This is a genomic window from Rhizobium sp. GN54 (assembly GCF_021026345.1).
Lineage (GTDB): Bacteria > Pseudomonadota > Alphaproteobacteria > Rhizobiales > Rhizobiaceae > Mycoplana.
In genome coordinates this window covers 452880-477710 of the sequence record NZ_JAJNCZ010000002.1, presented here as the reverse complement: position 1 = coordinate 477710, position 24831 = coordinate 452880, and the positions used below count along the sequence as shown (strand labels likewise).

At 66.4% G+C, this 24831-nt stretch carries 22 protein-coding genes; 7 read left to right on the top strand and 15 right to left on the bottom strand.

Features of this window, described 5'->3' with window-relative positions; genetic code table 11:
• Positions 1-86 precede the first annotated feature (86 nt).
• Positions 87-635, top strand: a complete 549-nt coding sequence (locus LQK81_RS08250) for a hypothetical protein (RefSeq protein ID WP_230805252.1) — start codon at positions 87-89, stop codon at positions 633-635.
• A 54-nt stretch (positions 636-689) separates the two neighbouring features.
• On the opposite strand, the gene folK is transcribed toward LQK81_RS08250, so the two are convergent.
• The 3 genes from folK to folP are packed head-to-tail and all read right to left on the bottom strand — an operon-like array spanning position 690 to position 2452.
• Positions 690-1211, bottom strand: coding sequence for a 2-amino-4-hydroxy-6-hydroxymethyldihydropteridine diphosphokinase (folK, locus tag LQK81_RS08245; RefSeq protein ID WP_230805250.1), 522 nt, complete (start codon positions 1209-1211; stop codon positions 690-692).
• Positions 1201-1569: a dihydroneopterin aldolase gene (gene folB, locus LQK81_RS08240; RefSeq protein ID WP_230805248.1), complete on the bottom strand. Its 369-nt coding sequence runs from the start codon at positions 1567-1569 to the stop codon at positions 1201-1203. Before folB ends, folK begins: the two co-directional genes overlap by 11 nt.
• Positions 1570-1582: 13 nt before the next feature.
• Positions 1583-2452, bottom strand: a complete 870-nt coding sequence (gene folP / locus LQK81_RS08235) for a dihydropteroate synthase (protein ID WP_230805246.1) — start codon at positions 2450-2452, stop codon at positions 1583-1585.
• Between the two features lie 207 nt (positions 2453-2659).
• Here folP and LQK81_RS08230 point away from each other — a divergent pair, with 207 nt between their 5' ends.
• Complete coding sequence (locus LQK81_RS08230) at positions 2660-3268, top strand: DUF922 domain-containing Zn-dependent protease (RefSeq protein ID WP_230805244.1); 609 nt, start codon at positions 2660-2662, stop codon at positions 3266-3268.
• 303 nt (positions 3269-3571) lie between these two features.
• Here LQK81_RS08230 and LQK81_RS08225 read toward each other — a convergent pair whose 3' ends face one another.
• The 3 genes from LQK81_RS08225 to LQK81_RS08215 form a co-directional block, all read right to left on the bottom strand.
• Positions 3572-4258, bottom strand: coding sequence for an NAD(P)/FAD-dependent oxidoreductase (locus LQK81_RS08225; RefSeq protein WP_230805242.1), 687 nt, complete (start codon positions 4256-4258; stop codon positions 3572-3574).
• 62 nt (positions 4259-4320) lie between these two features.
• Positions 4321-4641 (bottom strand): 2Fe-2S iron-sulfur cluster-binding protein, encoded by a 321-nt coding sequence (locus tag LQK81_RS08220; RefSeq protein WP_230805240.1) that lies wholly within the window; start codon positions 4639-4641, stop codon positions 4321-4323.
• A 187-nt stretch (positions 4642-4828) separates the two neighbouring features.
• Complete coding sequence (locus LQK81_RS08215; RefSeq protein ID WP_230805238.1) at positions 4829-5143, bottom strand: Hpt domain-containing protein; 315 nt, start codon at positions 5141-5143, stop codon at positions 4829-4831.
• Positions 5144-5676: 533 nt separating this feature from the next.
• On the opposite strand from LQK81_RS08215, the gene LQK81_RS08210 reads away from it, so the two are divergent.
• Positions 5677-11250 (top strand): hypothetical protein, encoded by a 5574-nt coding sequence (locus LQK81_RS08210; RefSeq protein ID WP_230805235.1) that lies wholly within the window; start codon positions 5677-5679, stop codon positions 11248-11250.
• A gap of 229 nt (positions 11251-11479) precedes the next feature.
• Here LQK81_RS08210 and LQK81_RS08205 read toward each other — a convergent pair whose 3' ends face one another.
• Together LQK81_RS08205 and LQK81_RS08200 are read right to left on the bottom strand one after the other, a co-directional pair.
• On the bottom strand, positions 11480-11887 hold the full coding sequence (locus tag LQK81_RS08205) for a FliM/FliN family flagellar motor switch protein (protein ID WP_230805233.1): 408 nt from the start codon (positions 11885-11887) through the stop codon (positions 11480-11482).
• Positions 11888-12099: 212 nt separating this feature from the next.
• A complete protein-coding gene (locus tag LQK81_RS08200) occupies positions 12100-12528 on the bottom strand; it encodes a hypothetical protein (RefSeq protein WP_230805231.1) in 429 nt (142 codons plus the stop codon).
• 276 nt (positions 12529-12804) lie between these two features.
• On the opposite strand from LQK81_RS08200, the gene LQK81_RS08195 reads away from it, so the two are divergent.
• Positions 12805-13251 (top strand): pseudoazurin, encoded by a 447-nt coding sequence (locus LQK81_RS08195; RefSeq protein ID WP_230805229.1) that lies wholly within the window; start codon positions 12805-12807, stop codon positions 13249-13251.
• Between the two features lie 196 nt (positions 13252-13447).
• Here LQK81_RS08195 and LQK81_RS08190 read toward each other — a convergent pair whose 3' ends face one another.
• The 4 genes from LQK81_RS08190 to LQK81_RS08175 all read right to left on the bottom strand — a co-directional run bounded on the left by LQK81_RS08190 (position 13448) and on the right by LQK81_RS08175 (position 17716).
• Positions 13448-14059: an ABC-type transport auxiliary lipoprotein family protein gene (locus LQK81_RS08190; RefSeq protein ID WP_442967101.1), complete on the bottom strand. Its 612-nt coding sequence runs from the start codon at positions 14057-14059 to the stop codon at positions 13448-13450.
• 170 nt (positions 14060-14229) lie between these two features.
• The gene (locus LQK81_RS08185; protein ID WP_230805226.1) at positions 14230-15600 is read right to left on the bottom strand and encodes an MlaD family protein; all 1371 of its coding nucleotides are present in this window, start codon (positions 15598-15600) and stop codon (positions 14230-14232) included.
• A 137-nt stretch (positions 15601-15737) separates the two neighbouring features.
• Positions 15738-16568, bottom strand: coding sequence for an ABC transporter ATP-binding protein (locus tag LQK81_RS08180; protein WP_230805224.1), 831 nt, complete (start codon positions 16566-16568; stop codon positions 15738-15740).
• Positions 16568-17716, bottom strand: coding sequence for an ABC transporter permease (locus LQK81_RS08175; RefSeq protein ID WP_269064747.1), 1149 nt, complete (start codon positions 17714-17716; stop codon positions 16568-16570). Before LQK81_RS08175 ends, LQK81_RS08180 begins: the two co-directional genes overlap by 1 nt.
• A 143-nt stretch (positions 17717-17859) precedes the next feature.
• Between LQK81_RS08175 and dgcA the strand changes: the two genes are divergently transcribed.
• Positions 17860-18843: an N-acetyl-D-Glu racemase DgcA gene (gene dgcA, locus LQK81_RS08170; protein ID WP_230805222.1), complete on the top strand. Its 984-nt coding sequence runs from the start codon at positions 17860-17862 to the stop codon at positions 18841-18843.
• Here the strand turns inward: dgcA and LQK81_RS08165 are convergent.
• Together LQK81_RS08165 and LQK81_RS08160 are read right to left on the bottom strand one after the other, a co-directional pair.
• Positions 18795-20015 (bottom strand): MFS transporter, encoded by a 1221-nt coding sequence (locus LQK81_RS08165; RefSeq protein ID WP_230805220.1) that lies wholly within the window; start codon positions 20013-20015, stop codon positions 18795-18797. The two genes, dgcA and LQK81_RS08165, sit on opposite strands and share 49 nt — an antisense overlap.
• A 136-nt stretch (positions 20016-20151) precedes the next feature.
• Positions 20152-20970, bottom strand: coding sequence for a UDP-2,3-diacylglucosamine diphosphatase (locus LQK81_RS08160; RefSeq protein ID WP_230805218.1), 819 nt, complete (start codon positions 20968-20970; stop codon positions 20152-20154).
• A gap of 247 nt (positions 20971-21217) precedes the next feature.
• Here LQK81_RS08160 and LQK81_RS08155 point away from each other — a divergent pair, with 247 nt between their 5' ends.
• Positions 21218-23530, top strand: coding sequence for an NADP-dependent malic enzyme (locus tag LQK81_RS08155; RefSeq protein WP_230805217.1), 2313 nt, complete (start codon positions 21218-21220; stop codon positions 23528-23530).
• A gap of 81 nt (positions 23531-23611) precedes the next feature.
• Here the strand turns inward: LQK81_RS08155 and LQK81_RS08150 are convergent, their stop codons facing one another.
• Positions 23612-23977, bottom strand: coding sequence for a winged helix-turn-helix transcriptional regulator (locus LQK81_RS08150; RefSeq protein WP_230805215.1), 366 nt, complete (start codon positions 23975-23977; stop codon positions 23612-23614).
• Between the two features lie 110 nt (positions 23978-24087).
• Between LQK81_RS08150 and LQK81_RS08145 the strand changes: the two genes are divergently transcribed.
• Complete coding sequence (locus LQK81_RS08145; RefSeq protein WP_230805213.1) at positions 24088-24792, top strand: glutathione S-transferase family protein; 705 nt, start codon at positions 24088-24090, stop codon at positions 24790-24792.
• Positions 24793-24831 lie beyond the last annotated feature (39 nt).

The following is a 24831-nucleotide window of genomic DNA, read 5'->3' as shown; positions in this document are numbered from 1 at the left end:
CGTCGGGCACAGGCAAGAAACCCTTCATTAACCATTTTAGCGCAAGGCTGAACGCGACCAACAGACCAGCCCGTCAAGGATCGTTCATGTACTCGCGCACCTCTTTGATCGCCCGCGGCATCGCAGCGGCACTCCTCGCCGCAACCACCGTCGCAAGCCCGGTCCAGGCTGCCCCGAACGACAAAGCCTTCTTCGACCAGGTCAGCGGCACCTGGCAGGGGCCGGGCGAGATCGTCGCCGGCAAGTACAAGGGCACGAAATTCACCTGCAACCTCAGCGGCGATCCGGCAGCGGCCGGCGGCGAGGGCATCAAGCTCGACGGCCATTGCCGCGTCGGCGTGTTCAAGCAGCCGATGTCGGCGCTGATCACCCGCGCCGGCGGCACCTACAAGGGCAAGTTCCTCGACGGCGCGGCCGGCAAGGGCCTCGACATCCTCTCCGGCAAGGTTTCCGGCGACAAGGTCGTCGTCGCCATCAACCGGCAGAAGCTGAACGGTGCGATGATCGCCCGCCTGCAGGACGACAACACCATGAACATCACCATCTCGGTGAAGGTCGAGGACCAGATGATCCCCGTCATCGGCCTGTCGCTCAACCGCAAGGTCGACACCATGGCGGTCGGCTCGATCAAGTAGGGCCGATTTCGGCGGGTCGCCCTTGTTGCCGAACCGCGCGCCAACGCATGCGCGCTAGCCGGCCCGCCACCAGTTCCCGTCGTCTCCGACACGCTCGATGCCCCCGACATCCGCCGCCGCCAGCCAGGACGACACCGCCCTGCCCCGCACGATCGCATCCGGGGCGATGTCGGCAAGCGGCATCAGTACGAACCCGCGTTCGGTCATGCGCGGATGGGGAATTTCCAGCCTCTCGCCGGCCTGCACCAGATCGTCATAGGTCAGGATGTCGATGTCGATCGTGCGCGGCCCCCAGCGCTCGATGCGCTCCCGCTTCATCTCGCGCTCCATCGAAAGGCAGGCCTCCAGCAGGTCTTCCGGCGAAAGCGCGGTCTCGACCAGCGCGCAGGCGTTGAAGAACCAGGCCTGGTCGGTCTTGCCCCAGGGCGGGGTCCGGTAGAGGCGGGATACCGCGGTCACCGCGCAGTCGGCGCGGGCATCGAGCCCGGCCAGCGCCTGGCGCATCGCGGCCACGGGGTCTCCGATATTGCCCCCGAGCCCCAACGCTGCACAATGGCGGAGGGGTTCAGACGGCATGGTCGACCGTCACCTCCACATAGTCGAGAACACCCACAACCGGCGCATTCGGCTTGCGGACGGAGATCCGGGCACGCCGGATCTGTGGAAAGCGGCTACAGAGCGCGGTCGCGATCTCCTGGGCCAGCGCCTCGATGAGGAAGCGTCGCCGCCCCGTCACGATCGCCTCGATCTCCTGGAAGGCGACGCCATAGTCGACGGTCGAGCCGATCTGGTCGTCCGAAAGCGGCCTGGACGGCGCCACCTCCAGTTCCGCATCGACGAAGAAGCGCTGGCCGAGAAATTCCTCGGCGTCGTGCAATCCATGCCGGGCGAAGAAGGCGCAGTTCTTCATCGTGATGGTGTAGGTCGTGGTCATGTCCGCTATGTCCTCAATCGCCGGCGCGCGCTGCACGTCCGAGCCGCGCCTCCACCATAGCATCCGCCATGAGCAGCGCATCCCTGTTGAATGCGACATCGTGCACCCTGAAAATCGCCGCGCCCGCCAGCCGCAACAGCACCGTCGTCGCCGCCGTGCCGACATCGCGCTCGACGGTGTCCCGCCCTGTCACCGACCCGATGAAGCGCTTGCGCGACGTGCCGGCGAGCAGCGGCCGTTCGAAGCGCTGCAGTTCCTCGAAGCGCGCCATCAGCGCGATGTTCTCCTCGGTGTTCTTGGCAAAGCCGAAGCCGGGGTCCAGTACGATCGTCTCGTCGGCGACGCCCGCATCACGGGCGATCGCCAGCGAGGTCTCCAGGAAGGCGAACTGGTCCTCGATGACGTCGGGCAGCTTTTCGCGGTCGCGGCCGGTGTGCATGATGCACAGGCCCGCACCCGTCTCCGCCGCAATACCGGCAATCGCCGGTTCGCGTTGCAGCCCGTGCACGTCGTTGACGATGTGCGCGCCGGCCGCCACCGCCAGCCGGGCCGTCTCGGCGCGATAGGTGTCGATCGAAATTGCCGCCTCACCGTCCCGCGCCAGCGCCTCGATCACCGGCAGCACCCGGTCCTGTTCCTCGGCGGCGGAGACCACGGCCGCCCCCGGCCGGGTGGACTCGCCGCCGATGTCGACGATGTGCGCACCCTGCGCGAGACAGAAGCGGGCATGCTCGATGGCCTTGGCCGCCGTGTCGTGCAGGCCGCCATCGGAAAATGAATCGGGGGTGACGTTGACGATCGCCATGATCAGGCCTTGAGGCCCCAGTAGCAGGCTGCGACCGTGCGCGAGCGACCATTGGAACGGGGCAAAGGCAGAATACATGGGACCATCCATCGGCAGCGGGCGCGCACCGCAGGAAAGTGCCGCGCCACATGACAGGGCTATGCCCGAACCTCGTGGCGAGTTCAACCGCCTTTGCCATCCCGGGCCGGGAGCGGTTTCATCGCCTGCGTTAAACCATTTCGCAACAAACTAGCCTAGACTTGCACCGGACCAGTCCGCAAAATGGAGCGGACCTCGAGGAAGACAATGCCAGCCATCGCCAAGACGCTCCTTCTGCTCCTGATCGTTTCAGCCACTGCAGCGACCGCCCGTGCGGAAACCCTCACCAACAAGACGTTTTCCTATTTCTCCGTGGGCGGCAAGACCGCGGCGGAACTCGACGACGAGCTCAGCAAGCGCGGTCCGAAGATGAAGAACACCGGCTCGCGCCATCCCGGCGCCACGCGCATCCGCTTCGGCGGCTCCGTCACCTATGTCAGGCGGGGCGGCAAATGCCACGTCGGCGATGCCAAGGTGACGCTGTCCACCAACATCATCCTGCCGCGCTGGAAGCATCGCCGCACCGCCAGCAAGTCGCTCGGGCTGGTCTGGGACACGCTCTCGAGCGACATCAAGCGGCACGAGGAACGCCACGCCGAGATCGCCCGCAACCATGCGCGCGACCTGGAGAAGCAGTTGAAGGCGCTGCGGCCGGACAAGGATTGCGACCGTCTCCAGGCAAAGGTGGATCGCGTCACCGCGGCGGCGGTGGAGGCGCATGACAAGGACCAGGCGCGCTTCGACCGGGTCGAATCCTACAATTTCAACGAGCGCATGCTGCGCCTTCTCACCCATCGACTGGAACGGTCGAAGTAGGTTCCGCCGATCGGCAAGCGCGGCAGAGCATATTCCAGGGGTTGCCGCACAGAAAGCCTTCCACCACAAATGAATGGTGAAATCTAGCGATGGCACAGCGCCGGGAATCGGCTTATCTATATTGCAGCGTTATGACAGGTTCTTGAGACAGACTTCCCTGTCGCAAATGCAGCAGTTTCTCCTGGCGCGTCCCCTTTGTGCAGCAGGTGTAACCTCCCTCGCCCGCTAGCGATGCGCCCTCCTCGCCTCGCTTGTCCATCGGACGGCGAGGCACTTTTTTGCCCCTCAAAGCCATGATCCGGATCAGCCGCGCCCGAGACGCTCGCGCACGCGCTTCGACGTGGTGGAATAGGCGACCGTCGGCCGCTTGCCTGTGAGATGCCTGCGGATCTCCTGCGTCGCCAGCGCCGCCTCGTGGAAGCCCGACAGGATCAACTTCACCTTGCCCGGATAGTCGCAGGCATCGCCGATCGCAAACAGGCCCTGCTGCGCAGTCTGGACGTGCGCAGCCTGGAAAGTCGACGGATCGACGCGAATGCCGCCGCGGTTCCGCTCCAGCGGCCATTGCGCCACAGGTCCGGGAACGAGCTCCTCCGCGGATGCGCCGGGCGGCCTGTCGAACAGTCCGAGCCCGGTGGCAAGGATCACGCAGCCTGTGTCGATCGGCGTACCGTCGTCAAGGCCAACCCGCCAGGCGCCGCCGTCCGTCGCCGCAAGCGCGACGACCGAGCGTCCGAAGGTGAAACGGGGGTCGCACGGCGCGGCTTGCCGCATCAGCCGCTCCGTCAGCTCGCCGCCGCTGATCTCGGGAAAGCCGGGAACGTCGTAGATCGGCTTGTCGGGGTAGAGCACAGCGCACTGGCCGCCGGCGCGGTCCAGACGGTCGACGAGATGGCAGCGAAAGCCGTAGATGCCGAGCTGGAAGATCGCAAACAGCGCGGCCGGGCCCGCTCCGACGATCAGGACATCGGCATTTCCGCGGTTCACCATCCCCTCACCCGTCTCTCACCGCCGCGCACGGGCCAAAGCGGCCGGCAAATGCGGCCTTGCGATCAGCCCTGGCGCTCGGGAACGTGGACCACGAGCCCGTCCAGCGCGTCGGACATCTTGATCTGACAGCTCAGCCGCGAGGTCGGTCGCACGTCGTAGGCAAAGTCGAGCATGTCCTCTTCCATCGCCTCCGGCGTGCCGACCGCAGCGGTCCAGGCATCGTCGACATAGACATGACAGGTGGCGCAGGCACAGGCGCCGCCGCACTCCGCCTCGATCCCGGGGACGGAATTGCGCACCGCGTTCTCCATCACCGTGGAGCCGTTGGCGACCTCCAGGTCATGAGGGGTGCCATCGAATGCGACGATCGTAAGCTTGGTCATCGTGTATTTCCGAAACGAGATTGTTCAATATCTGCATCGAACGCCCTCTGGCGGGCGCGTTTGCACGTTGCCGGTTACTTCCAACAAATCCCAGGGACAGTCAACAGCGCCAGCAGCGATGGGTCCGCTTCCTCCGCCGCCGCGCCGCCGGTCTGCGACCCGTCGACGGCGACGCATTCCGGCAGGCTCAGCGGTCCAGGCCGGCGATGAATTCCTCGGCCTCGGCGACGGCGATCCGCAAGGCGGCCAGCGCGCCGGCATCCGCCGGCCGGGCCTCCAGCGCCTGCGCCGCACGGGCGACACCATCGGCGCCGATCCCGCGCGCAGCCCCCAGCAGGCGATGCGCGACCGCCTTTCTGGCCTCCTCCTCGCCACCGGTGCCGAGTTCGGCCAGGCAGCGGCCGGCCTGCCGGACGAAGAGGTCGAGCACTTCCCCCGCCACCTCCCGGTCGCCCATGGTCTGGCGGGACAGGTGTTCGAGATCGATCGGCTGCGGCTTCATCGGCTTGCCCTCCCGGGCGGATTGCATGGCGGTGCGGTTTGCGGGCCGGACGCCCCTCGCCCGGCAACCTGTGCCGCCGGTGGTGATTGTGGTCCCGAGACCCGCCGAAGGAAGTAAATCCCGCACCGATCGCGGCCAGAATCGCCAACTATGGTTAACGGTAACCCAAATGTGGGATTTTCCTGTCTTTCCGCTATGATACCGGGGGGATCGCCGTTAACTTTCTGTTAGGAACCGCGCCTGCCGGCGGGCCTGTCAATTGTGTGGAACACGGGAATGTGTCACTACGATACGATCAGGGACGGATTGTGCCGAACCGGCGACCGGTCCTGGTGGATAACCGTGTCCTGGGGTAACGCGCCTTTAGGATTTGGGGTTATCAAACGCGTTTGGAGTAGGAAGTGACGGTTCCGCCCCGCAGTCGGCATGATGCCTCTGCCCGGGCGCCGTCGCGATCGGAAGCGATCCGGGAACCTGTGCTGGCGGCAGGCCCATCCGGAAAGCGTCCGTACAATGTAACGAGGCGTATTCGCATGGCGACGAAGAAAACCACAGAGTCGATCGACGACACCGCTTTCCAGGCCCTTGAGGAAGCGCTGAAGATCGACTTCGACGATCTCGCACCGGCGACACCCGCGAACGCCGCCAACGAAGCGGCTGCCGCCAGCAGCCCCGAAGGCGGCGCGAAGCCGACGGCGCGCGCATCCACGCAGCCCGACAAGGCCGACAAGCCGGAACGCAAGAGCGCGCCCGAGCCCGCGCCGAAGAGCCCGGCCTTCACGCCGGCCAACGACGCCTCGCGCAAATCGCCGGCCGCCATCCTGCGGACGCTGGAGATGCGTTCCAGCCGATCCGCCATCCGTATGGCGGCAATCATTTCGGCGCTCTGGGTGATCGGCGGCGTCGGCGTCGCCAATCTTCTCTATGCACCGCAGATCTGGCAGATCCGCTCCGTCGCCGACCTCGTCGCCCTGCCGGGCGCGATCGGCATGCTGGTCGCGATCGTCATGCCGATCATGCTCTTCTTCGCCTTCGCCACGATGATTTCGCGCGCCCAGGAGCTGCGCAATGCCGCCCGCTCCATGGCCGAGGTCGCCCTTCGCCTGTCGGAGCCGGAAACGGTCGCCTCCGAGCGCATCATGTCGGTCGGCCAGGCCGTCCGCCGCGAAGTCTCCGCCATGAACGAGGGCATCGAGCGCACCATCGCGCGTGCCACCGAACTCGAGACACTGGTCCATTCCGAGGTCAATGCGCTCGAGCGCAGCTATGCCGACAACGAGATCCGCGTGCGCACGCTCGTGCAGGAACTCGGCACGGAGCGCGAGGCGATCGTCAACCATTCCGAGCGCATCCGCACCACCATTTCCGGAGCCAACGAGCAGTTGCGGCACGACCTGGAGGCGGCGAGCGAGAACATCGCCACCCGCATCGCCACCTCCGGCGAAGCCTTCGCCTCGATGATCGACACCCGGGCCGCGATGCTGATGGAGAAGTCGGACGGCGCCACCCAGACGATCGGCGCCATGCTCTCTGCCCGCACGGATTCGCTGCTGTCGACGCTCAATTCCTCCGGCTTCGCGCTGGCGAACGAGTTCGACAGCCGCCTCGAAGGCCTGTCCGAGGCACTCGAACGGCAGGGCCAGACGCTGCTGAACCAGTTCGAGACCCGCGCCTCCTCGCTGGACGCGAATACGGAAAAGCTCAATGCCGCGCTCAACGAGCGCGCTCGCCAGCTCAACGAAACCCTGATCGCCCGCACCCGCGAGATCAGCGAGAGCCTGACGGTCGGCCAGCAGGCCATCACCAGCGGCCTCGACGACGTCATCCAGACGATGAACGCGACGCTGGACGAAAAGGGCGCGCAGTTCCGCCAGAACCTCAAGAACGCGACCGACGACACGATCATGGACCTCGACCTCCGCTCCGGCTTCTTCGACGAGAAGCTGCAGGCGACGATCGGCCATGTGGCAAGCGCCTTCGACCAGCGGCTGGTCGACTTCGCCGAGGCGTTCGACCAGCGCGCCGGCTCGCTCGACACCAAGCTGATGGAAAGCCTTGGCCGCCTGAACGAGACGGTCAGCGGCGGCAACGAGGCGATCGAGGGCATTCTCAACAGCAGCATCGAACGGATCGGTGCCACGCTGACCGACCAGGCCTTCGCCCTGACCACGGCGCTGGGCACCGGCCAGGAAGTGTTCGAGAGCGCCGTCAAGGACCATGCGGCCTCGATCCGCGCATCCGTCGACGGCGCGCACGACCAGATGCGCGGCGTCATGTCCGACGCCGAAAAGCGCATGCACGGCTCGCTCAGCGACGCGCAGGAGAAGATGCAGTCGGCGCTGAACCAGCGCGCAGATGCCCTGATCAGCGGCCTGTCGCAGGCACAGGAGCGCCTCGAGAGCGGCTTCGTCACCCGGGCCGACCAGCTCGTGGCGACCATGGCGGCCAGCGAGGAACGCCTGATCGACACGCTCGACACCCGCACGCTCGGCTTCGCCGTCAGCCTCGATTCGGCCCAGAGCCGCATGGAGGAGGCGCTGGCGACCCGGGCCGACGAGATCACCTCGTCGATCGCGGCGAGCCACAACCGGATCGACACCGCCCTGTCCGAACGGACGGCGGCACTGTCCACCATGCTCACCGAGACGAGCGGCGCCCTCGAAGGCTCGGTCCGCACCGCAGCCGACCGCGTCGAAGGCGTCCTCGCCGAAGGCACCCGGCAGATCGGCAGCGTGCTTTCCGGCCAGGTCGCGGAGTTCGCCGATGCCTTCTCCGGCCGCGCCGCCGAGATCGCCGGCACCCTGTCCGAGCGCGCCACCGAACTGGCCGGCTCGCTCGTCACCACCCACGACCAGATCCGCTCGACGCTGGACGACCGCATCAACGCGATCAACGTCGCGATCGCCGATGGCCAGAAGCAGCTGTCCGATACCCTCTCCGACCAGGCGACCGCGATCGGCACCTCGATCGCCACCAGCGCCGGCATGCTGGAGATGAGCCTCGAGCAGCAGGAAGAGAACTTCCGCAAGGCGATCGATACCAGTGCCGCGGCCCTCGACAAGCGCATGCGCGACGGCGCCGGCGCCATCGCCGACCGCCTCAGCACCACCTCCGACGAGATCGCCCGTGCCGCCGATACGTTCGGCAGCCGCATGGACGCGACGCTGAACACCGTCAGCACCCGCCTCGACGACACCGGTAGCTGGATCGAGAGCAATCTCGGCGCACTCGAAGGCCGCATACAGCATAGCGTGGAGCATGTGGCGGGCCTCGTCGATTCCGCCGGAAACCGGATCGCCGAGACCCTCTCCGATCGCATCGGCGACCTGGAGCGGGCGGCAAGCGACGCCTCCGAAACCATCAGCACCGCCGTCGCCAGCAGCGTCGGCGATCTGGAGCGCGCCTCCCGGTCCTCGGCCGACGCGATCAGCCTCGCCATCTCCGGCAATGTCGACCAGATCGAACGCGCCTCGACGGAAACGGCCAACGCGCTCGGCCTCGCCGTTTCGACCAGCATCGGCACGCTGGAGCACGCAAGCGAGAATGTCGCCGAGCGCATCGCCGCGACCCTGTCCGGCCGCACCGCCGAGATCGACCGCGTCACCGAGGAAGCGGCCAACCGCATCGCCGGCACGATCGACGAGCGCACCGGCCGGATCGAGGAACGCCTGTCCACCATGGACAAGGCGCTGTCGATCGGCCTGGAGAACGTCCACAGGACCATCGACGGCAAGGCAGCCGGCCTGGCGCACACCCTGCGCGAGGCGGTCACCCAGGCCGCCCAGGACATGGACGCCGAAGCCGTTCGTTCGGCCCAGTCGCTCGCCAAGACCGGCGAGGATTTCGCAAGCCTGAGCACGTCGCTGCGCGGAGCGGTTTCCCGCGCCGCCCAGGACATGGGCTCCGAGGCGCAGCGCGCCGCCGAGACCATCGCCAAGACCGGCGAGGCCTTCACGGAAGCGCTCGCCGCCCGCAACGAGGCCTTCGCCCGCTCGGTCGAAGAGACGACCGGCAGCACGCTCAGCCGCTTCGCCGAGGTCGAAGGTCGCCTGGAAGGCCACGGCCAGGCCATCCGCGCCGGCCTTACCGACATGGAGAAAGCGCTCGACGCCCGCGGCAATGCGATCCGTTCGACGCTCGATGAGCGCACCCGCGAGCTGAACTCGATGCTGTCGAGCCGTTCGGCCGAGCTCGGCCGCCTGATCGACGAGAAGGCAAAGCCGATCATCGAGGAATATGCGGCGACGGGCCGCGAGGCTGCGGACCGCATCGTGGCCGCCACCCAGGAGAACGGCGAGCGCCTGCGCTCGGAAAATGCCGCTCTGCTCGACGCGATCTCGGCCCGCACCAACGACACGCTCGGCGCCATCGCCAGCCGGACGCAGGAGGCCGCCAGCGCGCTACAACAGGTCGAGTCCGACCTGCAGGGCAGCGTCCTCAGCCTCATCGAGCGCCTGTCCGGCAGCAACAGCGCCATCTCCGCCCTCGTCCACGAGGCGACGGCCAACCTGTCGCAGGTCGACGAGAAGCTCAGCACCTCCAGCGAACGCTTCACCGCATCGGCCGACATGGTCTCGACCGCGTCGCGCCTGCTGGAAGGCAGGATCGACCGCCTCTCGGACATCTCCAGCGGCACGCTTTCGCAGATCGGCGGCATCGTCGGGCGCTTCGAGGATCACTCCAAGCTCCTGTCGCAGGCCTCCGACCTCCTCGGCGCGGCCCAGTCCAATCTCGTCAGCACGCTCGAGGAACGCCAGGATGCGCTGCGCAACCTGTCCGTCGGCCTCGTCCAGCGCTCGGAAGACATCGAGAACGCCATGCGTTCGCTGGAAGGCATGGTCGAGGGAACCTTCTCCCGCGCCGAGCAGCGCTCGAACCAGGTCGCGGCCAACCTGCGCAGCGGCATCCAGGCATCGTTCGCCGATGTCGGCCGCCTGCTGGGCGAGACCGAAGAGCGCGCCCAGTCCGCGTCCAACTCGCTCCGCGACACGCTCTCGCGTGCCGGCGAGGAGGCAGGCAAGGCCGTCGAGGGCGCCTTCGCCAATGCGGAGGAGCGCAGCCGCGAGGTTGCCAACCGCCTGCGCGGCAGCGTCGGCGCCACCCTCTCCGACGTCGATCGGCTCGTGACCGAGACCGGCCAGAAATCCGACGCCACGACCCGCCAGATGGGCGAGCAGTTGCGCCAGGCTGTCGAGGACGCGCTCGGCAAGTTCTCCGGCGCCACCGACGAGATCCGCCGCGCGGCGACCGATATCCGCCGCGAACTCGACCAGACCCGCACCGAGTTGAAGCGCGGTGCCTTCGACCTGCCGGAAGAGGCAAAGGAAAACGCTGCCAGCATGCGCCGCGCCGTCGCCGAGCAGATCAAGGCGCTGCAGGACCTGTCCGACATCATCGGCAAGTCCGCCAACAGCCTCGAGGTCTCGCGGCCGGCCGAGCATCGCCCGACCGCCGCCCAGGCGGTCGCCCAGGCGATCCAGCAGGTCTCGCAGCCGGCACCCCAGCCGCCGCAGCGCCAGGAAGACAGCGCGCCGGCGCTGCGCGGAACGCTCGGCATCGAGCGCCCGGCCGCCCCGACGATCCGTGAGGCCCAGCCGGCCCGCGAGGCCCAGCCTTCGCAGATCACCGAACAGGCGCGTGCGCCCGAAGGCGGTGGCTGGATGCGCGATCTCCTGCGCGGTGCCTCGCGCGAGGAGCAGCAGTTCGGCCAGCCGCGGGCGGAGAACCAGCCGCAGCGCAGCACCGACACGCGCAACCCGCACCATGTGGTCGAATCGCTGAACTCGCTGTCGGTCGACATCGCCCGCGCCATCGACCACGACGCCTCGGTCGACCTGTGGCGGCGCTACCAGCGCGGCGAGCGCGACGTCTTCACCCGTCGCCTCTACACCCTCAAGGGCCAGCAGACCTTCGACGAAATCAAGCGCAAGTACGAGCGCGAGCCGGAGTTCCGCACCGCCGTCGACCGCTACATCAGCGATTTCGAGAAGCTGCTCGCCGACGTGGCCCGCAACGACCGCGACAAGGTGCTGACCCAGTCCTACCTGACGTCCGACACCGGCAAGGTCTACACCATGCTCGCCCACGCAGCCGGCCGCTTCAACTGAGGCGTTTGCATCAACGAAAAGGGCCGCCTTCGCTCTGCGCAGGCGGCCCTTTTCGTTTGGCAGATGATCGCTCGAGAAATTCCTGCCCGCCGGTCTCGGGGGCCTTTGCACCAGTGCTCCGACGTTCGGCAGATGGGTGGTCGTTCCCGTAGCGCCATGGGTTGGGCGGCGATGTGCCGTATTGGCACGCGGACGCGGGATCGTCCGGGCAAGCCCGGCCGGCGACGCCCTACCGCATGCCCGTCAGCTTCGTCATCCGGATGCCGATCAGATTGTCGTCATTGTCCGCGACGATCTCGCCGTAGCCGATCGTGCGTCCGTTCAGGCGCAGTTCGATCGGATCGCCGAACCGGCGATCGAGCACCAGTGCATCCCCTTCGCGCACGCGCGTCAGGTCCGCCACCGAAAGGCTCACGCCGCCGATCACGGCCTCGACGTGAAGCGGCACCTCGGTCAGGCGGGAAACGGAAGCGTCAGCCGACCGGTCGCTTTGAAACACCTGGCCCGGTCGGGCAGAACCGGAGGGCAGATCGTCTCCCAACGGATCTTTCCCGCCCGACATGTCGGGTCCGGAATACCCTGGCTGGAAGGGAGCCCATGCGAATGCGCGTTCATTATCGTCACCATTATCGCTCAAGACACATCATTCCTCTGAAAAGAAAATTAACTACCGCGATGGGTAGCGTTAGGAATGACCGCAGCGGGCCGCAACCCGAACCGCAAGAAGCGGGACCGACAGGGTTAACGAAAGGTTGACACCCACAACCCCTGGCCCGAATGGCCCGCCAGGCGAACCAAAATGGTGCAGGAGCCGAGCATCGTCCGAGGCGCACCTCCGCCCCGCTGCCGCTATTTAGTGGCGACCGGCCGGGTGATTCGCTCTTCGATCGCCAGCGGGCAGATGCCGCCGAGCTTCTTCAGCGTCGCCAGAGGAAAGGTGATCCGCGCCAGTGCGTCGATGAAGGCCGGCTTCTCGTTTCGCGCAAAGCTGACGGCGGCGCTGCCCTTCACCAGAGACTTCCTCGCGCAGGTGATCAGGATCTCGCGCGCGCCGAAGCAGAGATAGAAGTGATCCGGCAGATAGTCGATCGCGCGCGATTCCAACACGGCGCCGCTCTCGGAAATCCGGACGATGCGCACCTGTATGCTATGGAGCGACTTCAGCCCCGGCGCCGGAAACAGCGCGCGGGCGACCAGATTGACCTTGCGCTCGTTGGTTGCTGTCTCGTTGCCCGGATAGAGATCGGCGAGATAGTGGCGGGCTTTGGGGCTCTGCAACACGAAATTGATCCATCAAAAGGCAGTTGGTTAACAATGAATGAATGACCTATTCACTGTGCCGGCCGTTTTCAAGTGCAAGAATTAGCCTATGCACACGCCGGTTGCATGTCCCACCCCTGCGGATCCCCCGGCTACGCACAACCTGCGAAGGAATGCCGCAGCCGTCGCGTGCAGAAGCGGCCGCTCCGGTGCGCTATATCAGGGGCGTTTCCGGAGCCCGCCTCGCCTGCTCCCAGGAGAAGCCGGATGCTTCCGGACCAGGAGAAAAAGACCATGAGCGTGATCCTTCGTTCCCTGGCGGGTGCCCTCGCCATCACCGCCGTCCTCGGCGGTTCCGCCACAGCCGCCGACTTTGAAATCAAGATGCTGAACAAGGGGCAGAACGGGGCGATGGTTTTCGAACCGGCATCCCTGAAGATCGCCAAGGGCGACACCGTCACCTTCGTCGCGACCGACAAATCCCACAACGCCGAAAGCGTCAAGGACCTCATCCCCGAGGGCGCCAAGCCGTTCAAGGGCAAGATCAACGAGACCATCAAGGTCACCTTCGACGTGTCCGGCGCCTATGTCGTCAAGTGCACGCCGCATCTCGGCATGGGCATGATCGCACTCGTCGTGCTCGATGACGCCCCCGCCAATGCCGGGGCGGTCAAGACGGCGAAGCTGCCGAAGAAGGCGCGTGACCGCCTCGACGCCGAAATCGCCGCCACCGGGCTCTGAGACTCACGTTCCGGGGTAGCCGCCGAAACGGCATGCTCCCGCGCGAACCCGTCAACGAACCTCCGGCCCGTCTCCAACCGCCGGGCCGGAGGACTGCGATGCACTCGCCTGTCCATGAACAGAAATGGGGGCTTCCGCACGCGTCCCTGCAAACGTCAGGGATCGATGCTTCGCACCGGAGCGCCGGGCTGCGCCGTCAGATGGAGCTGAGCGTCCAGGCGACGATATCGGCGGTCACCTTCGCAAAAGCCGCGTCGAGGCCAGCGACGAAGGCGGTGTTGCCGGGGCCGCTCACCGGCGCCGTGGCGCGGAACACCTGCTGGGTCCGCACCGTCCCGTTGCGGTCATTGACGATCTTGGCGAAGATCTCCACCACCGCGGTTGCCGGACCGTTCGTGCGGACCTCGAAGGTGCGCAGCGTGGTCAGGACCTGGTAGTCGATCGCCAGCCCCTCGCCCGGCTTGCCGACGCCGCCGAGCTTGCCGCTCGCCTCGAAGGCCTGCACCAGCTTCGACTGCACGATCTTCGGCAGGGTATCGCCCCATTGGGCCTTGCCCAGATACTGGATTTCGGAGGTCGCCGGCCGCACCACGACCTGGTCGCTGCCGAGCGCCTTGAGCGCCGTCGGCTCCGGCACCAGGATCTGGCGGTTGCGCGCCGAAGGCCCGTCCACCACGGGCACCGAGGTCAGGCTGAACGTATCGTTCACCGCCTTGGTCCCGCATGCGGACAGGACCGATGCCGACACCAGTGCGACGGCGACTTTCGTCGCCCATCCGTAACCCCGCAGCGCCTTGTCTGAACTCATCATGCTGTGCGAATCTCTCCGATGTGCAATCTGTAGCAGCGGCGCGCGGGGCTGTCACCGCTCCCGGACGGCACAAATCGCAAGGAAAGCCAATCGCTTCGAAGGTTGTGGAATTGCCGCCACAGTGCGCCACTACAGCACGCCGAGAGGCGCACGGTTGCAGCCGCGTGCTATCGCCGGGTTCGGCCGTCATACTGCTTGACGGTCTCGCCCCCGAAGATCAGCCGGCTCGGATTCTTGTCGAAGTCGGAAATCGTGTTCTGCAGGCTCTGGACCGTCTGCCGCGTCTCGCTGACGAGCGCCTCGACGTTGCGCAGGCCGCCGCCGGAGAAGCGCTGCAGGTTGTCGGCGATCGGGCCGATCCGCGCATTCAGCGAATCCGCCGCCCGCTTGAACGATTCCAGCGTGGCCTTCGCCTCTGTGACGAGCGATTGCGTGTTGCCCTCGCCGAGGAAGCCGTCGAGCTTGGCCAGCACGCCGTCCACCCGCGTCGAGGCCGCATTCAGCTTGCTCGCCATCTGGCGGACGTCGGTGATGGTCTGGTCGATGTCTTCCTGGCGCGCACCGAGCCTGTCGGCCACCTGCCGGATCGAGGCGATCGCCTCGCGGGCGTCCGCGCTTGCCGCGTTGATGTCGTTGATCGTCAACTGCACCTTCTGGGTATCGACGGCGGCCACCAGCTTGTCGACCTTGTCGAGCGTGGTCGTGGCATTGCGGCCGACGGCCTCGAAGGTGTCGGCCGTCCGCTTGAAGCTCTCGATCGTCCCCTTCACGTCCCCGGAGGCCGAGGCGAGGTCGGAGGTCACCTTGTCGACGTTCGAGACCACGCGGTCGATCTTCTGGGCGTCCACCGCCTTGATCAGCGAATCGATCGCCGCCATCGTCGAATCGAGCCGCCCGGATACGCTGCTGAACGTATCGGAGAGCCCGCCGACGCTCTGCAGGAACTTGTCGATATTGTCCGCGTTGCGCGTCAGCGCGTCGGAGAATTTCTCGGCATTGCGGATCGTGTTCGTCAGCGGCCCGCGGGCATCGGCGACGAAGCCCTGCACGTCGGAAATCGCGCTGTCGGCCCGCTTGAGGATCTTGTCGGCGGTGGCGAGCAGGTTTGTGACGCTCGACTGCTCGGCGATCAGCACCGCCGTGCCTTCGGATTCCAGCGCCAGCTTGAGGATGTTCTGGTCTTCCGCCCGGCCGCCGGACAGCTCGATATAGGCGGCACCGGTCAGCCCCTGCACCTCGAGGACTGCCGACGTCGACTGCTTGACGGGCGCCTCGGTCGACACCTCCGTCAGCGCGATCGAATAGCGCGGATCGTCGGAATCGATGGCGAGGCTGCGCACGGAGCCGACGGGAATGCCGTTGAAGCGGACCGGCGAGCCGACGCTGAGGCCGTTCGCCGAACCCGGGATGCGGATGGCGAGCGGCGCCATCTCGCCGCTGCGGCCGTATTGCGACATCCAGTAGACGAAGCCGAAGGCGGCCGCGATGACCAGCAGCGTGAAGAAGCCGACGATTGCGTAGTTGGCCTTGGTCTCCATGGTTCTCTCAGTCCACCCGCATTCGTCGAAGACGCGCACCCTGCGCCGCCCCGACAATCTCTACATCATACAGCCGGGAATCGGTCCCCGGTCGCGTCAATTCAACCGTACCCTGCCCGCCACGTCCAGCCGCGCCGTCAGTTTCGGACGATGGACCGCGCGCGCTTGCCCCTGAAATAGGACTGCACCCAGGGATCGTCAAAGGCCAGCATGTCCTCGATGGTGCCTTCCACCAGCACCCGCTTCTTGCCGAGGACCGCGATCCGGTCGCAGACGGAGAACAGGCTGTCCAGATCGTGGGTCACCATATAGACCGTCAGCCCCAGGGTGTCTCGTAACTTGGCGATCAATTCATCGAATTCGGCAGCACCGATCGGATCAAGCCCCGATGTCGGCTCGTCCAGGAAGACGAGATCGGGATCGAGGGCCAGCGCGCGGGCAAGGGCGGCGCGCTTGATCATGCCGCCGGAAAGTTCGGAGGGAAACTTCTCGGCCGCCTCCGGCGCAAGACCGACCAGTTCGATCTTGAGGCGGGCCAGATCGTCCATCATCGCCTGCGGCAGGTCGAGATATTCGCGCATCGGCACCTGGATGTTCTCCAGAACCGTCAGCGAGGAAAACAGCGCACCCTGCTGGAACAGCACGCCGAGCCGCATGTCCAGCGCCAGGCGCTCGGCCTCGCTCGCCTGGTCGAAATCGGCGCCGAGGATGTGGATCGTCCCGCCGCGGCGCGGCAGAAGCCGCAGCACCGTGCGCATCAGCACCGACTTGCCGGCACCCGAGGCGCCGACGAAACCGAGGATCTCGCCGCGATAGATGTCGAGGTTCAGCTTGTCGAGCACCAGATGGTCGCCGAAGCCGACGGTCAGGTCCTTGACCGACAGGATGACTTCCCGATCCCTCCCGGCTTCCTCCTTGCCGGCGCCTGTGCCCGTAACCCCGCTCTCGTCCACGCCTGCCCCGCCCATCAGAAATCGATCGCCGCATAGAACATGGCAAAGAGGCCGTCCATCAGGATCACCACGAAGATCGACTTCACCACCGAGGCGGTGACGTGCAGGCCGAGCGATTCGGCGCTGCCGCCCACCTTCAGCCCTTCCACCGAGGCGACGATGCCGATCACCAGCGCCATGAACGGCGCCTTGATCATCCCCGACACGATCGTCGAAATATCGATCGCCTCGCGCAGCCGCGACAGGAACGTGTCGTAGGTGATGCCCGAATAGGCATTGGCCACCACCGCGGCCCCGAGCAGGGCGGCGAAATTGGCGATGATGGTCAGGAGCGGCAGGGCGATCGTCAGCGCCACCAGCCGCGGGAACACCAGCACGCCGACCGGCGACAGCCCCATGACCTTCAGCGCGTCGATCTCCTCGCGCATCTTCATCGAGCCGATCTCGGCCGTGATCGCGCTGCCGGACCGGCCGGCGATCATAATCGCGGTCAGGAGCACGCCGATCTCGCGCAACTGCAGGATGCCAACGAGGTCGACCACGAACACCTCGGCACCGAAATAGCGCAACTGGAAGGCGCCCTGCTGGGCGATGATCGCGCCGATCAGAAACGACATCAGAACGATGATCGGCACCGCCCTGACGCCCATCCGGTCGATCTGGTTGATGATCGCCGCCGGCGAGACGCCGCTGCGACGGCCGAGCTTCAACTGCGCGCCGCGGACCGCCGAGCCGAGGATGAACATCGACGCGACCAGATCACCCCAGATCTCCACGACATTGCGGCCGATCGGCGTGAAGAAGCGGACGAACAGGCTCTGGGGCGCGCGCTCCGGTTCCGGCTCCGAAATTTCGGCGGGCAGTGCATTGATCAGGTCGGAGAACCGCCCCTGCGGATCGACGAGCTCCACCTGCGCGCCCTTCTCCTGCCGCTCGCCGATCGCCTGGCGGATGAGCCAGGCTCCGGCCGTATCCATGCCCTCGATGCCGCTGAGGTCGATCTGGAGCGCCTGGTTGGAATTGCCCGCCTGGAGCTGATCGAGCCTGCGCTTGGCACTGACGGCCGTCTGCGCCCGCCACGCGCCCGTGAGCCGCCAGACCGAGCCGTGTTGCGGATCGTCTGCGACCTCGATTTCTGCGGAGGGGATGGCCGAAGGCTTCAATGCTCTTGCTTCTTCCCGGGCGATGTAACCAATGATGTCCTGAACCGTCGATCGCGACTCATACCGGCTCGACCGTCATCTGTCACCGCCGGAAGCCGGAACACAACCACGCCGATCGCGAATTTGCGAGGAAACCGAAAGATATGCGCCGACAACTCGCCTCTTCCACCGAGCGTTTCCCGATTGCCGGCAGCTTCACGATTTCGCGCGGCTCCAAGACCGAAGCCGTCGTCGTCACCTGCAGGCTCGTGGAGGACGGCTACACCGGCCAGGGCGAGTGCGTGCCCTACCCGCGCTATGGCGAATCGGTCGAAAGCGTGCTCGCCGAGATCGAGGCGGCCCGCCCGGCGATCGAGGCCGGCCTGCCGCGCGAGGAACTCGGCCGCACCATGCGCGCCGGCGCCGCCCGCAACGCCGTCGACTGCGCGCTGTGGGACCTAGAGGCGAAGCGCGCCGGCGAACCGGCCTGGACGCGGATCAATGACGCCGAGCCGCAACCGCAGGTCACGGCCTATACGATCTCGCTGGGCGAGCCGGAGGCGATGGCGGCGCAGACGGCGCAGCACGCCCATCGCGCGCTTTTGAAGGTCAAGGTCGGCACGGCGGACGACGCCTCGCGCATCCGCGCCGTCCGCGCCGCGGCGCCGGCGTCGCGGATTATCCTCGACGCCAACGAGGGCTGGACTGCGGAAACGCTCGCCCGCCACCTGGCAATCTGCGCCGAATGCGACATCGCCCTCGTCGAGCAGCCGCTTCCCGCCGGCAATGACGAGGCGCTGCGCCACGTCGAGCGCAAGGTCCTCGTCTGCGCCGACGAGAGCGCGCATCTCAGCGCCGATCTCGCAGCCCTTGCCGATCGCTACGACGCCATCAACATCAAGCTCGACAAGGCCGGCGGCCTGACGGAGGCGCTGGCCCTGCGCGACGAGGCCCGCCGCCTCGGCCTGAAGGTCATGGTCGGCTGCATGGTCGGCTCGTCGCTGGCCATGGCGCCGGCCGTCCTCCTCGCGCAGGGTGCGGAGTTCGTCGATCTCGACGGGCCGCTGCTGCTTGCGCGCGACCGGGAACCGGCGCTGCGCTACGAAGGCTCGCTGGTGTTCCCGCCGAACGCCAGCCTCTGGGGCTGAAGCGCCCGCGCCAGCACCGTCAGCGACAGTCCGAGCGCCGCCACCACCGACATCGCATGGAAGCCGTCGATCCCGTACCAGGAGAACAGGGTGCCGGATAGAAACGTGGTCAGCGCCATCAGGATGCCGTTGTAGAAGAAATAGAGCCCCTGCGTGGAGGCCTCCCGCTCCTCGGCGACGCGCTCGACGATCCGCCCCTGCACCCCGACATGGACGCTCGCATAGGTCAGCGCATGCAGGCATTGCAGCGCGACATATCCCGAAAACCCGGAAGCATGCGGAAAGACGATCCAGCGGAAGACCGCGACCGAACTGCCGAAGACGATCAGCGCCCACAGGCTGAAGCGCCGCAGCAGGCGGGCGGAGAAGATGAAGAAGGCGATCTCGGCGGCCACCCCGACGCTGAAAAGCAGGCCGATCTCGGTGCCCGAATAGCCTTCCGCGCCCCAGAGGATCGCGGCGAAGGCGTAGAACATGCCGTGGCTGGCGTTGACCAGCGCCGCGCCGATCATCATCAGTTGCACGTCGACCTGCCTGACGGGTGCTGCCGGCGCCACAGCCAGCGCGGAGATGGGAGACGGCCGCCGGGGCTTGCCGATCCTTGGCGCGATGAAGGCGCAGACGACCGTCGACACGAACCCCACGGTCATCGCCGGCAGCACCATGGCGCCGCCGAAGATTCCGGAAAGCCAGCCGCCGGCCATCGTAGCAAAGATGAAGGCGAGCGAACCCCAGAAGCGCATCCGGCTGTAGTCGAAATTCCAGCGGCGGACGCCGCTGAGCGCGATCGCATCGGTGATCGGCAGGTAGGGCGCGTAGACGATGCCCTGCAGCGTATAGAGGATCAGCACCGGCCAGAAGTGCTCGACGAACAGGAGCGCAATCGCGGTTGCGAGCGACATCAGTCCCGACCAGACCAGGACGATCGCCCGGTCGCCGATCCTGTCGGCGATCATGCCGGCGATCGGCGCTGCGATCACCCGCACCACCAGCGGCACGGCCAGCACCACCCCGATCTCCCAGTCGCTCATCGACAGCGAGTTCAGCCAGACGGGGAAGAAGGGCAATGCGATGCCGTTGACCAGCATCGGCGCGCAGAAGACGATGGCGGTCCGCAGGACGAAATGGCGCGGCGCAGTGCCGCTCCCGACCATGCCGCAAGGCGCATTCATATCCGGAAAACCTGAACAGAGGGACACAGCACGCCTAGCACGGCGAGGCACGTACGCCAATCCGTCAATTGACAGGGGTACGACGTCGCCGGATCACGTTTTCATGGCCCCTGTTTCCGTGCCGTGAGCGCGGCTTTCAGGCCGCCTCCGGCACACCCTGGCCGCGCGGAAGGACCGTGATCGGCGCGGGCACCGCGGGCGATTGCCAGGTGATCAGTTCCATCGTCCCGTCCCAGTGCTCCACCACCGCCGTGCAGCTTTCGACCCAATCGCCAGTGTTGATGTAGCGGATGCCGTCGATGTCCTCGATGACGGCATGGTGGATGTGGCCGCAGACGACGCCGTCCGCACCATGCTTGCGGGCCTCCTCGGCAACCACCTTCTGGAAGGCGCCGATGAAGTTGACCGCGTGCTTGACCTGCAGTTTCGCCCAGGCCGAGAACGACCAGTAGGGCAGGCCCAGCCGCCGCCGCACGGCTGCCAGCGCGATGTTGACGACGATCGCCGCGTCATAGGCCCAGTCGCCGAGATAGGCGAGCAGGCGGGCATTGCGCACCACCACGTCGAACTCGTCGCCATGCAGGACGAGATACCGCTTTCCGTCCGCCGCCTCGTGGACGATCTGCTGGGCGACCTCGATGCCGCCGAAATGCACGCCGGGGAAGTCGCGCAGGAATTCGTCGTGATTGCCAGGCACGTAGATGATGCGCGTGCCCTTGCGGGCCTTGCGCAGGAGCTTCTGGACGACGTCGTTGCAGCTCTGCGGCCAGTACCAGCTGCGTTTTAGCCGCCAGCCATCAACGATGTCGCCGACGAGGATGATCGTCGCCGCCTCGTGATGGCGCAGGAAGTCGAGCAGGAAGTCGGCTTTCGCGGCCTTCGAGCCGAGATGCACGTCCGACAGGAACAGGGTCCGGACGCGCCGGACGTTCGCTTCTGGGGCGTGGGCGTTCATGGTCGTCTACTCCGGCGATCAAGCTTTGGTATGGGTGCCTTTCGCGCTAGCTCAAAACCAGACTCGTGTTTCAGGGGCATGACAGGACCTGTTTACAATCGGATCGCCCCCGCGTGCCCCGTCCGGGCAACCCCGGCATTTGGCGGTTGCATGCACCGGCAATTGAGGCTTTATGACTACGGCAAACTTCACGGCGCGTCGCATCCGTGCCAGAAGGCCATATCGACTGGAATCGGGCAGGAAGAAAATGACGACTGGCGACAAACCGAAAGCGAAACCCACGCCTGCGAGCGGCGACATCGACCAGCAGGCCCTGTTCTTCCATCGTCATCCCCGCCCCGGCAAGCTGGAGATCCAGCCGACCAAGCCGCTCGGCAACCAGCGCGACCTGGCGCTTGCCTATTCGCCGGGTGTTGCCGCCCCCTGCCTCGCCATCCGCGACAATCCCGAGACGGCCGCCGACTACACCGCCCGCGCCAACCTCGTCGCGGTCATCTCCAACGGCACTGCCGTCCTCGGCCTCGGCAATATCGGCCCGCTCGCCTCCAAGCCGGTCATGGAAGGCAAGGCGGTGCTGTTCAAGAAGTTCGCCGGCATCGACGTCTTCGACATCGAGATCGACGCGGCTGGCGTCGGCGAGATGGTCAACGTCATCTCGGCGCTGGAGCCGACCTTCGGTGGCATCAACCTCGAAGACATCAAGGCGCCGGAGTGTTTCGAGGTCGAGCGCCAGTTGCGCGAGAAGATGGACATTCCCGTCTTCCACGACGACCAGCACGGGACTGCGATCATCGTCGCCGCCGCGATCCTGAACGGCCTGGAGCTCGCCGGCAAGGACATCGCCAAGGCGAAGATCGTCGCCTCGGGTGCCGGTGCTGCAGCCCTCGCCTGCCTCAACCTGCTCGTTACCCTCGGCGCCAGGCCCGAAAACATCTGGGTCCACGACATCGAAGGCCTCGTCTACAAGGGCCGCGAGGCGTTGATGGACCAATGGAAGGCGGTCTACGCGCAGGACACCGACAAGCGCGCCCTCGCCGACACGATCGACGACGCCGACGTCTTCCTCGGCCTGTCCGCCGCCGGCGTGCTCAAGCCGGAACTGCTGGCCCGCATGGCCGAGAAGCCGCTGATCATGGCGCTTGCCAATCCGAACCCGGAAATCATGCCGGAAGAGGCGCGTGCGGCCCGTCCCGATGCAATGATTTGCACCGGCCGCTCCGACTTCCCCAACCAGGTCAACAACGTCCTCTGCTTCCCCTACATCTTCCGCGGCGCGCTCGATTGCGGCGCCCGGACGATCAACGAGGAGATGAAGATGGCGGCGGTGCGTGCGATCGCAGCGCTGGCCCGCGAGGAAGTCTCAGACGTCGCCGCGCGCGCCTATTCCGGCGAGACGCCGGTGTTCGGCCCGAACTACCTGATCCCCTCGCCCTTCGACCAGCGGCTGATCCTCAGGATCGCGCCTGCCGTCGCCCGCGCGGCCGCCGAAAGCGGCGTCGCCACCCGCCCGATCGCCGATTTCGACGCCTATCTCGACCAGCTCAACCGCTTCGTCTGGCGCTCCGGCTTCATCATGAAGCCGATCTTCGTCGCCGCCAGGAACGCCGAGAAGAAGCGCGTGATCTTCGCCGAGGGCGAGGACGAGCGCGTGCTGCGGGCAGCCCAGGTCCTGCTCGAGGAAGGCACCGCCAGGCCGATCCTGATCGGCCGCCCGCAGATCATCGAGACCCGCCTGAAGCGCTACGGCCTGCGCATCCGCCCGGGCAGCGAATTCGAGGTGATCAACCCCGAGGACGACCCGCGCTACCGCGACTACGTCGACGACTACTTCAAGCTGGTCGGCCGCCAGGGCGTGATCCCGGAAGCCGCGCGCACCATCGTGCGCACCAACCAGACCGTGATCGGCGCGCTCGCCGTGCGTCGCGGCGAGGCCGATGCGCTGATCTGCGGCGTCGAGGGACGCTATGCCAGACACCTGCGCGACGTTCGCCAGATCATCGGCCTGCGCGAGGGCGTGACCGATTTCTCCGCACTCAGCCTGCTGATCTCCCAGCGCGGCGCCACCTTTTTCACCGACACCTATGTCAGCTTCGACCCCACAGCCGAGGAAGTGGCGCAGATGACGGTGATGGCCGCCAAGGAAATCCGCCGCTTCGGCATCACCCCGCGCGCAGCACTGGTCTCCCATTCCAACTTCGGCTCGCGCGATTCCGTCAGCGCCTTCAAGATGCGCCAGGCGATGGCGATCGTCCGCGAACAGGCGCCGGACCTGGAAGCGGATGGCGAGATGCACGGCGATTCGGCGATCTCCGAGGTGCTGCGCCAGCGCGTCATGCCGGGCAGCACGCTCACCGGCGAGGCCAACCTGCTGGTGTTCCCCAATCTCGACGCCGCCAACATCTCGCTCGGCATCCTGAAGACGATGACGGATGGCCTGCACGTCGGCCCGATCCTGCTCGGCGCCGCCATGCCCGCGCACATCCTGTCGCCCTCGGTAACGTCGCGCGGCGTCGTCAACATGGCGGCCTTGGCGGTGGTCGAGGCGTCCTACCCGGCCTGATCACCGCATCTGGCATTCATGAAAAGGCGCGTCACAAGCAGGCGCGCCTTTTGTCTTTTTGACCACCACGGACGTCCATGCTCAAGAAGCAACCTGCGGCGCAGGCACCTCGGCCACGCCCGAAGCCTTGGCACGGGCCGGCTCGTTCTGCTCCCACCAGTCGGAGATGGCGTCGATCAACGGCACCAGCGCCAGTCCCGCGGGCGTCAGGTCGTACTCGACGCGCAGCGGATAGCCCTCGAACGCCGTGCGCTGCACGATCCCCGCGGTTTCCAGTTTGCGCAGTTCCAGCGTCAGCATACGGTGCGAGACCGTCGGATTGTCGCGACGCAGGTCCGCAAAGCGCTTCGTGCCATCCTTCAGGTAGTAGATCAAAAGCGTCGGCCAGCGGCCGCTCAGAACCTGCATGACCTCCTCGATCGGGCAGCGCGAGACGAGATCCTTCATGGCGTTCTCCGGCGTGGTGACAAAAAAGTGCGTAATTTACATGGGGTACGGCAGGAGCTAGGTCCAGTGTCGCTGCGCAGCATGATCGACAGAAATCATGGAGAACGACATTGGAACCGATCCTCGTTTACGGCTTCCCCGCGGGAAGCTCGATGGGCCTCGTCGCAGCGCTTGAATGGCTCGGCAAGCCCTACCGCCTCTGCCGCGTCGACATGCTGGGCGAGATGCGCGAGCCCGCCTATGCCCGCATCAACGCACGCCACGAAACCCCAGCGCTGGTGACCGAAGACGGCAGAGTGCTGACCGAGACGATGGCGATCGCGCACTGGTTCGCCGCCCGCGACAGCGATCGCCGCATCAGCTTCGAACCGCGCTCCGCGGAAGCCGATCGCATGCTGCAACTGATGGCCTTCCTCAACACCGGCTTCACCGGCGCCTTCACACCTCTCTGGGCGGCCCTTGAAATGGCGCAGCCGGACCCGCCGATGCAGGCTGTCCTGCGCCGCTTCGGCCGCGAGATGGTGATCGAGCGGCATGACAAGCTGGAAGCGATGATCGGGGAGACCCCCTATCTGGTGGGAAACCATCCGACCCTTGCGGACGGCGTGCTGGTCGGGGTCGCACGCTGGCTCGATTTTCACGAGGTCGCTTCGTCTGATCGCTGGCCGAAGCTCGCCGCCCTCCGCCGCAGGCTCGATGCCGACCCCGCCGTGCGCTATGCAATCGCGATCGAAAGCGGCGAGGTGCTCGCGGGAACAGGCGCGTGCCGCGGCCATGTTCCCCTGCCGGAAGTGATCGAACGCTTCGGGCGCTGAACCGGAGGCCGGGGTCGCTCCCGGCCTCGATGCTCTGCT

Bases quoted from the DNA above. Each gene is read 5' to 3' on its own strand.
- LQK81_RS08185 (WP_230805226.1), bottom strand. From the start codon at position 15,600: ATGGAGACCAAGGCCAACTACGCAATCGTCGGCTTCTTCACGCTGCTG.
- LQK81_RS08250 (WP_230805252.1), top strand. From the start codon at position 87: ATGTACTCGCGCACCTCTTTGATCGCCCGCGGCATCGCAGCGGCACTC.
- LQK81_RS08225 (WP_230805242.1), bottom strand. From the start codon at position 4,258: ATGGTGAACCGCGGAAATGCCGATGTCCTGATCGTCGGAGCGGGCCCG.
- LQK81_RS08180 (WP_230805224.1), bottom strand. From the start codon at position 16,568: ATGGGCGGGGCAGGCGTGGACGAGAGCGGGGTTACGGGCACAGGCGCC.
- folB (WP_230805248.1), bottom strand. From the start codon at position 1,569: ATGACCACGACCTACACCATCACGATGAAGAACTGCGCCTTCTTCGCC.
- LQK81_RS08190 (WP_442967101.1), bottom strand. From the start codon at position 14,059: ATGAGTTCAGACAAGGCGCTGCGGGGTTACGGATGGGCGACGAAAGTC.
- LQK81_RS08220 (WP_230805240.1), bottom strand. From the start codon at position 4,641: ATGACCAAGCTTACGATCGTCGCATTCGATGGCACCCCTCATGACCTG.
- LQK81_RS08150 (WP_230805215.1), bottom strand. From the start codon at position 23,977: ATGAAGGATCTCGTCTCGCGCTGCCCGATCGAGGAGGTCATGCAGGTT.
- LQK81_RS08195 (WP_230805229.1), top strand. From the start codon at position 12,805: ATGAGCGTGATCCTTCGTTCCCTGGCGGGTGCCCTCGCCATCACCGCC.
- LQK81_RS08230 (WP_230805244.1), top strand. From the start codon at position 2,660: ATGCCAGCCATCGCCAAGACGCTCCTTCTGCTCCTGATCGTTTCAGCC.
- folP (WP_230805246.1), bottom strand. From the start codon at position 2,452: ATGTATTCTGCCTTTGCCCCGTTCCAATGGTCGCTCGCGCACGGTCGC.
- LQK81_RS08215 (WP_230805238.1), bottom strand. From the start codon at position 5,143: ATGAAGCCGCAGCCGATCGATCTCGAACACCTGTCCCGCCAGACCATG.
- LQK81_RS08160 (WP_230805218.1), bottom strand. From the start codon at position 20,970: ATGAACGCCCACGCCCCAGAAGCGAACGTCCGGCGCGTCCGGACCCTG.
- folK (WP_230805250.1), bottom strand. From the start codon at position 1,211: ATGCCGTCTGAACCCCTCCGCCATTGTGCAGCGTTGGGGCTCGGGGGC.
- dgcA (WP_230805222.1), top strand. From the start codon at position 17,860: ATGCGCCGACAACTCGCCTCTTCCACCGAGCGTTTCCCGATTGCCGGC.
- LQK81_RS08165 (WP_230805220.1), bottom strand. From the start codon at position 20,015: ATGAATGCGCCTTGCGGCATGGTCGGGAGCGGCACTGCGCCGCGCCAT.
- LQK81_RS08155 (WP_230805217.1), top strand. From the start codon at position 21,218: ATGACGACTGGCGACAAACCGAAAGCGAAACCCACGCCTGCGAGCGGC.
- LQK81_RS08210 (WP_230805235.1), top strand. From the start codon at position 5,677: ATGGCGACGAAGAAAACCACAGAGTCGATCGACGACACCGCTTTCCAG.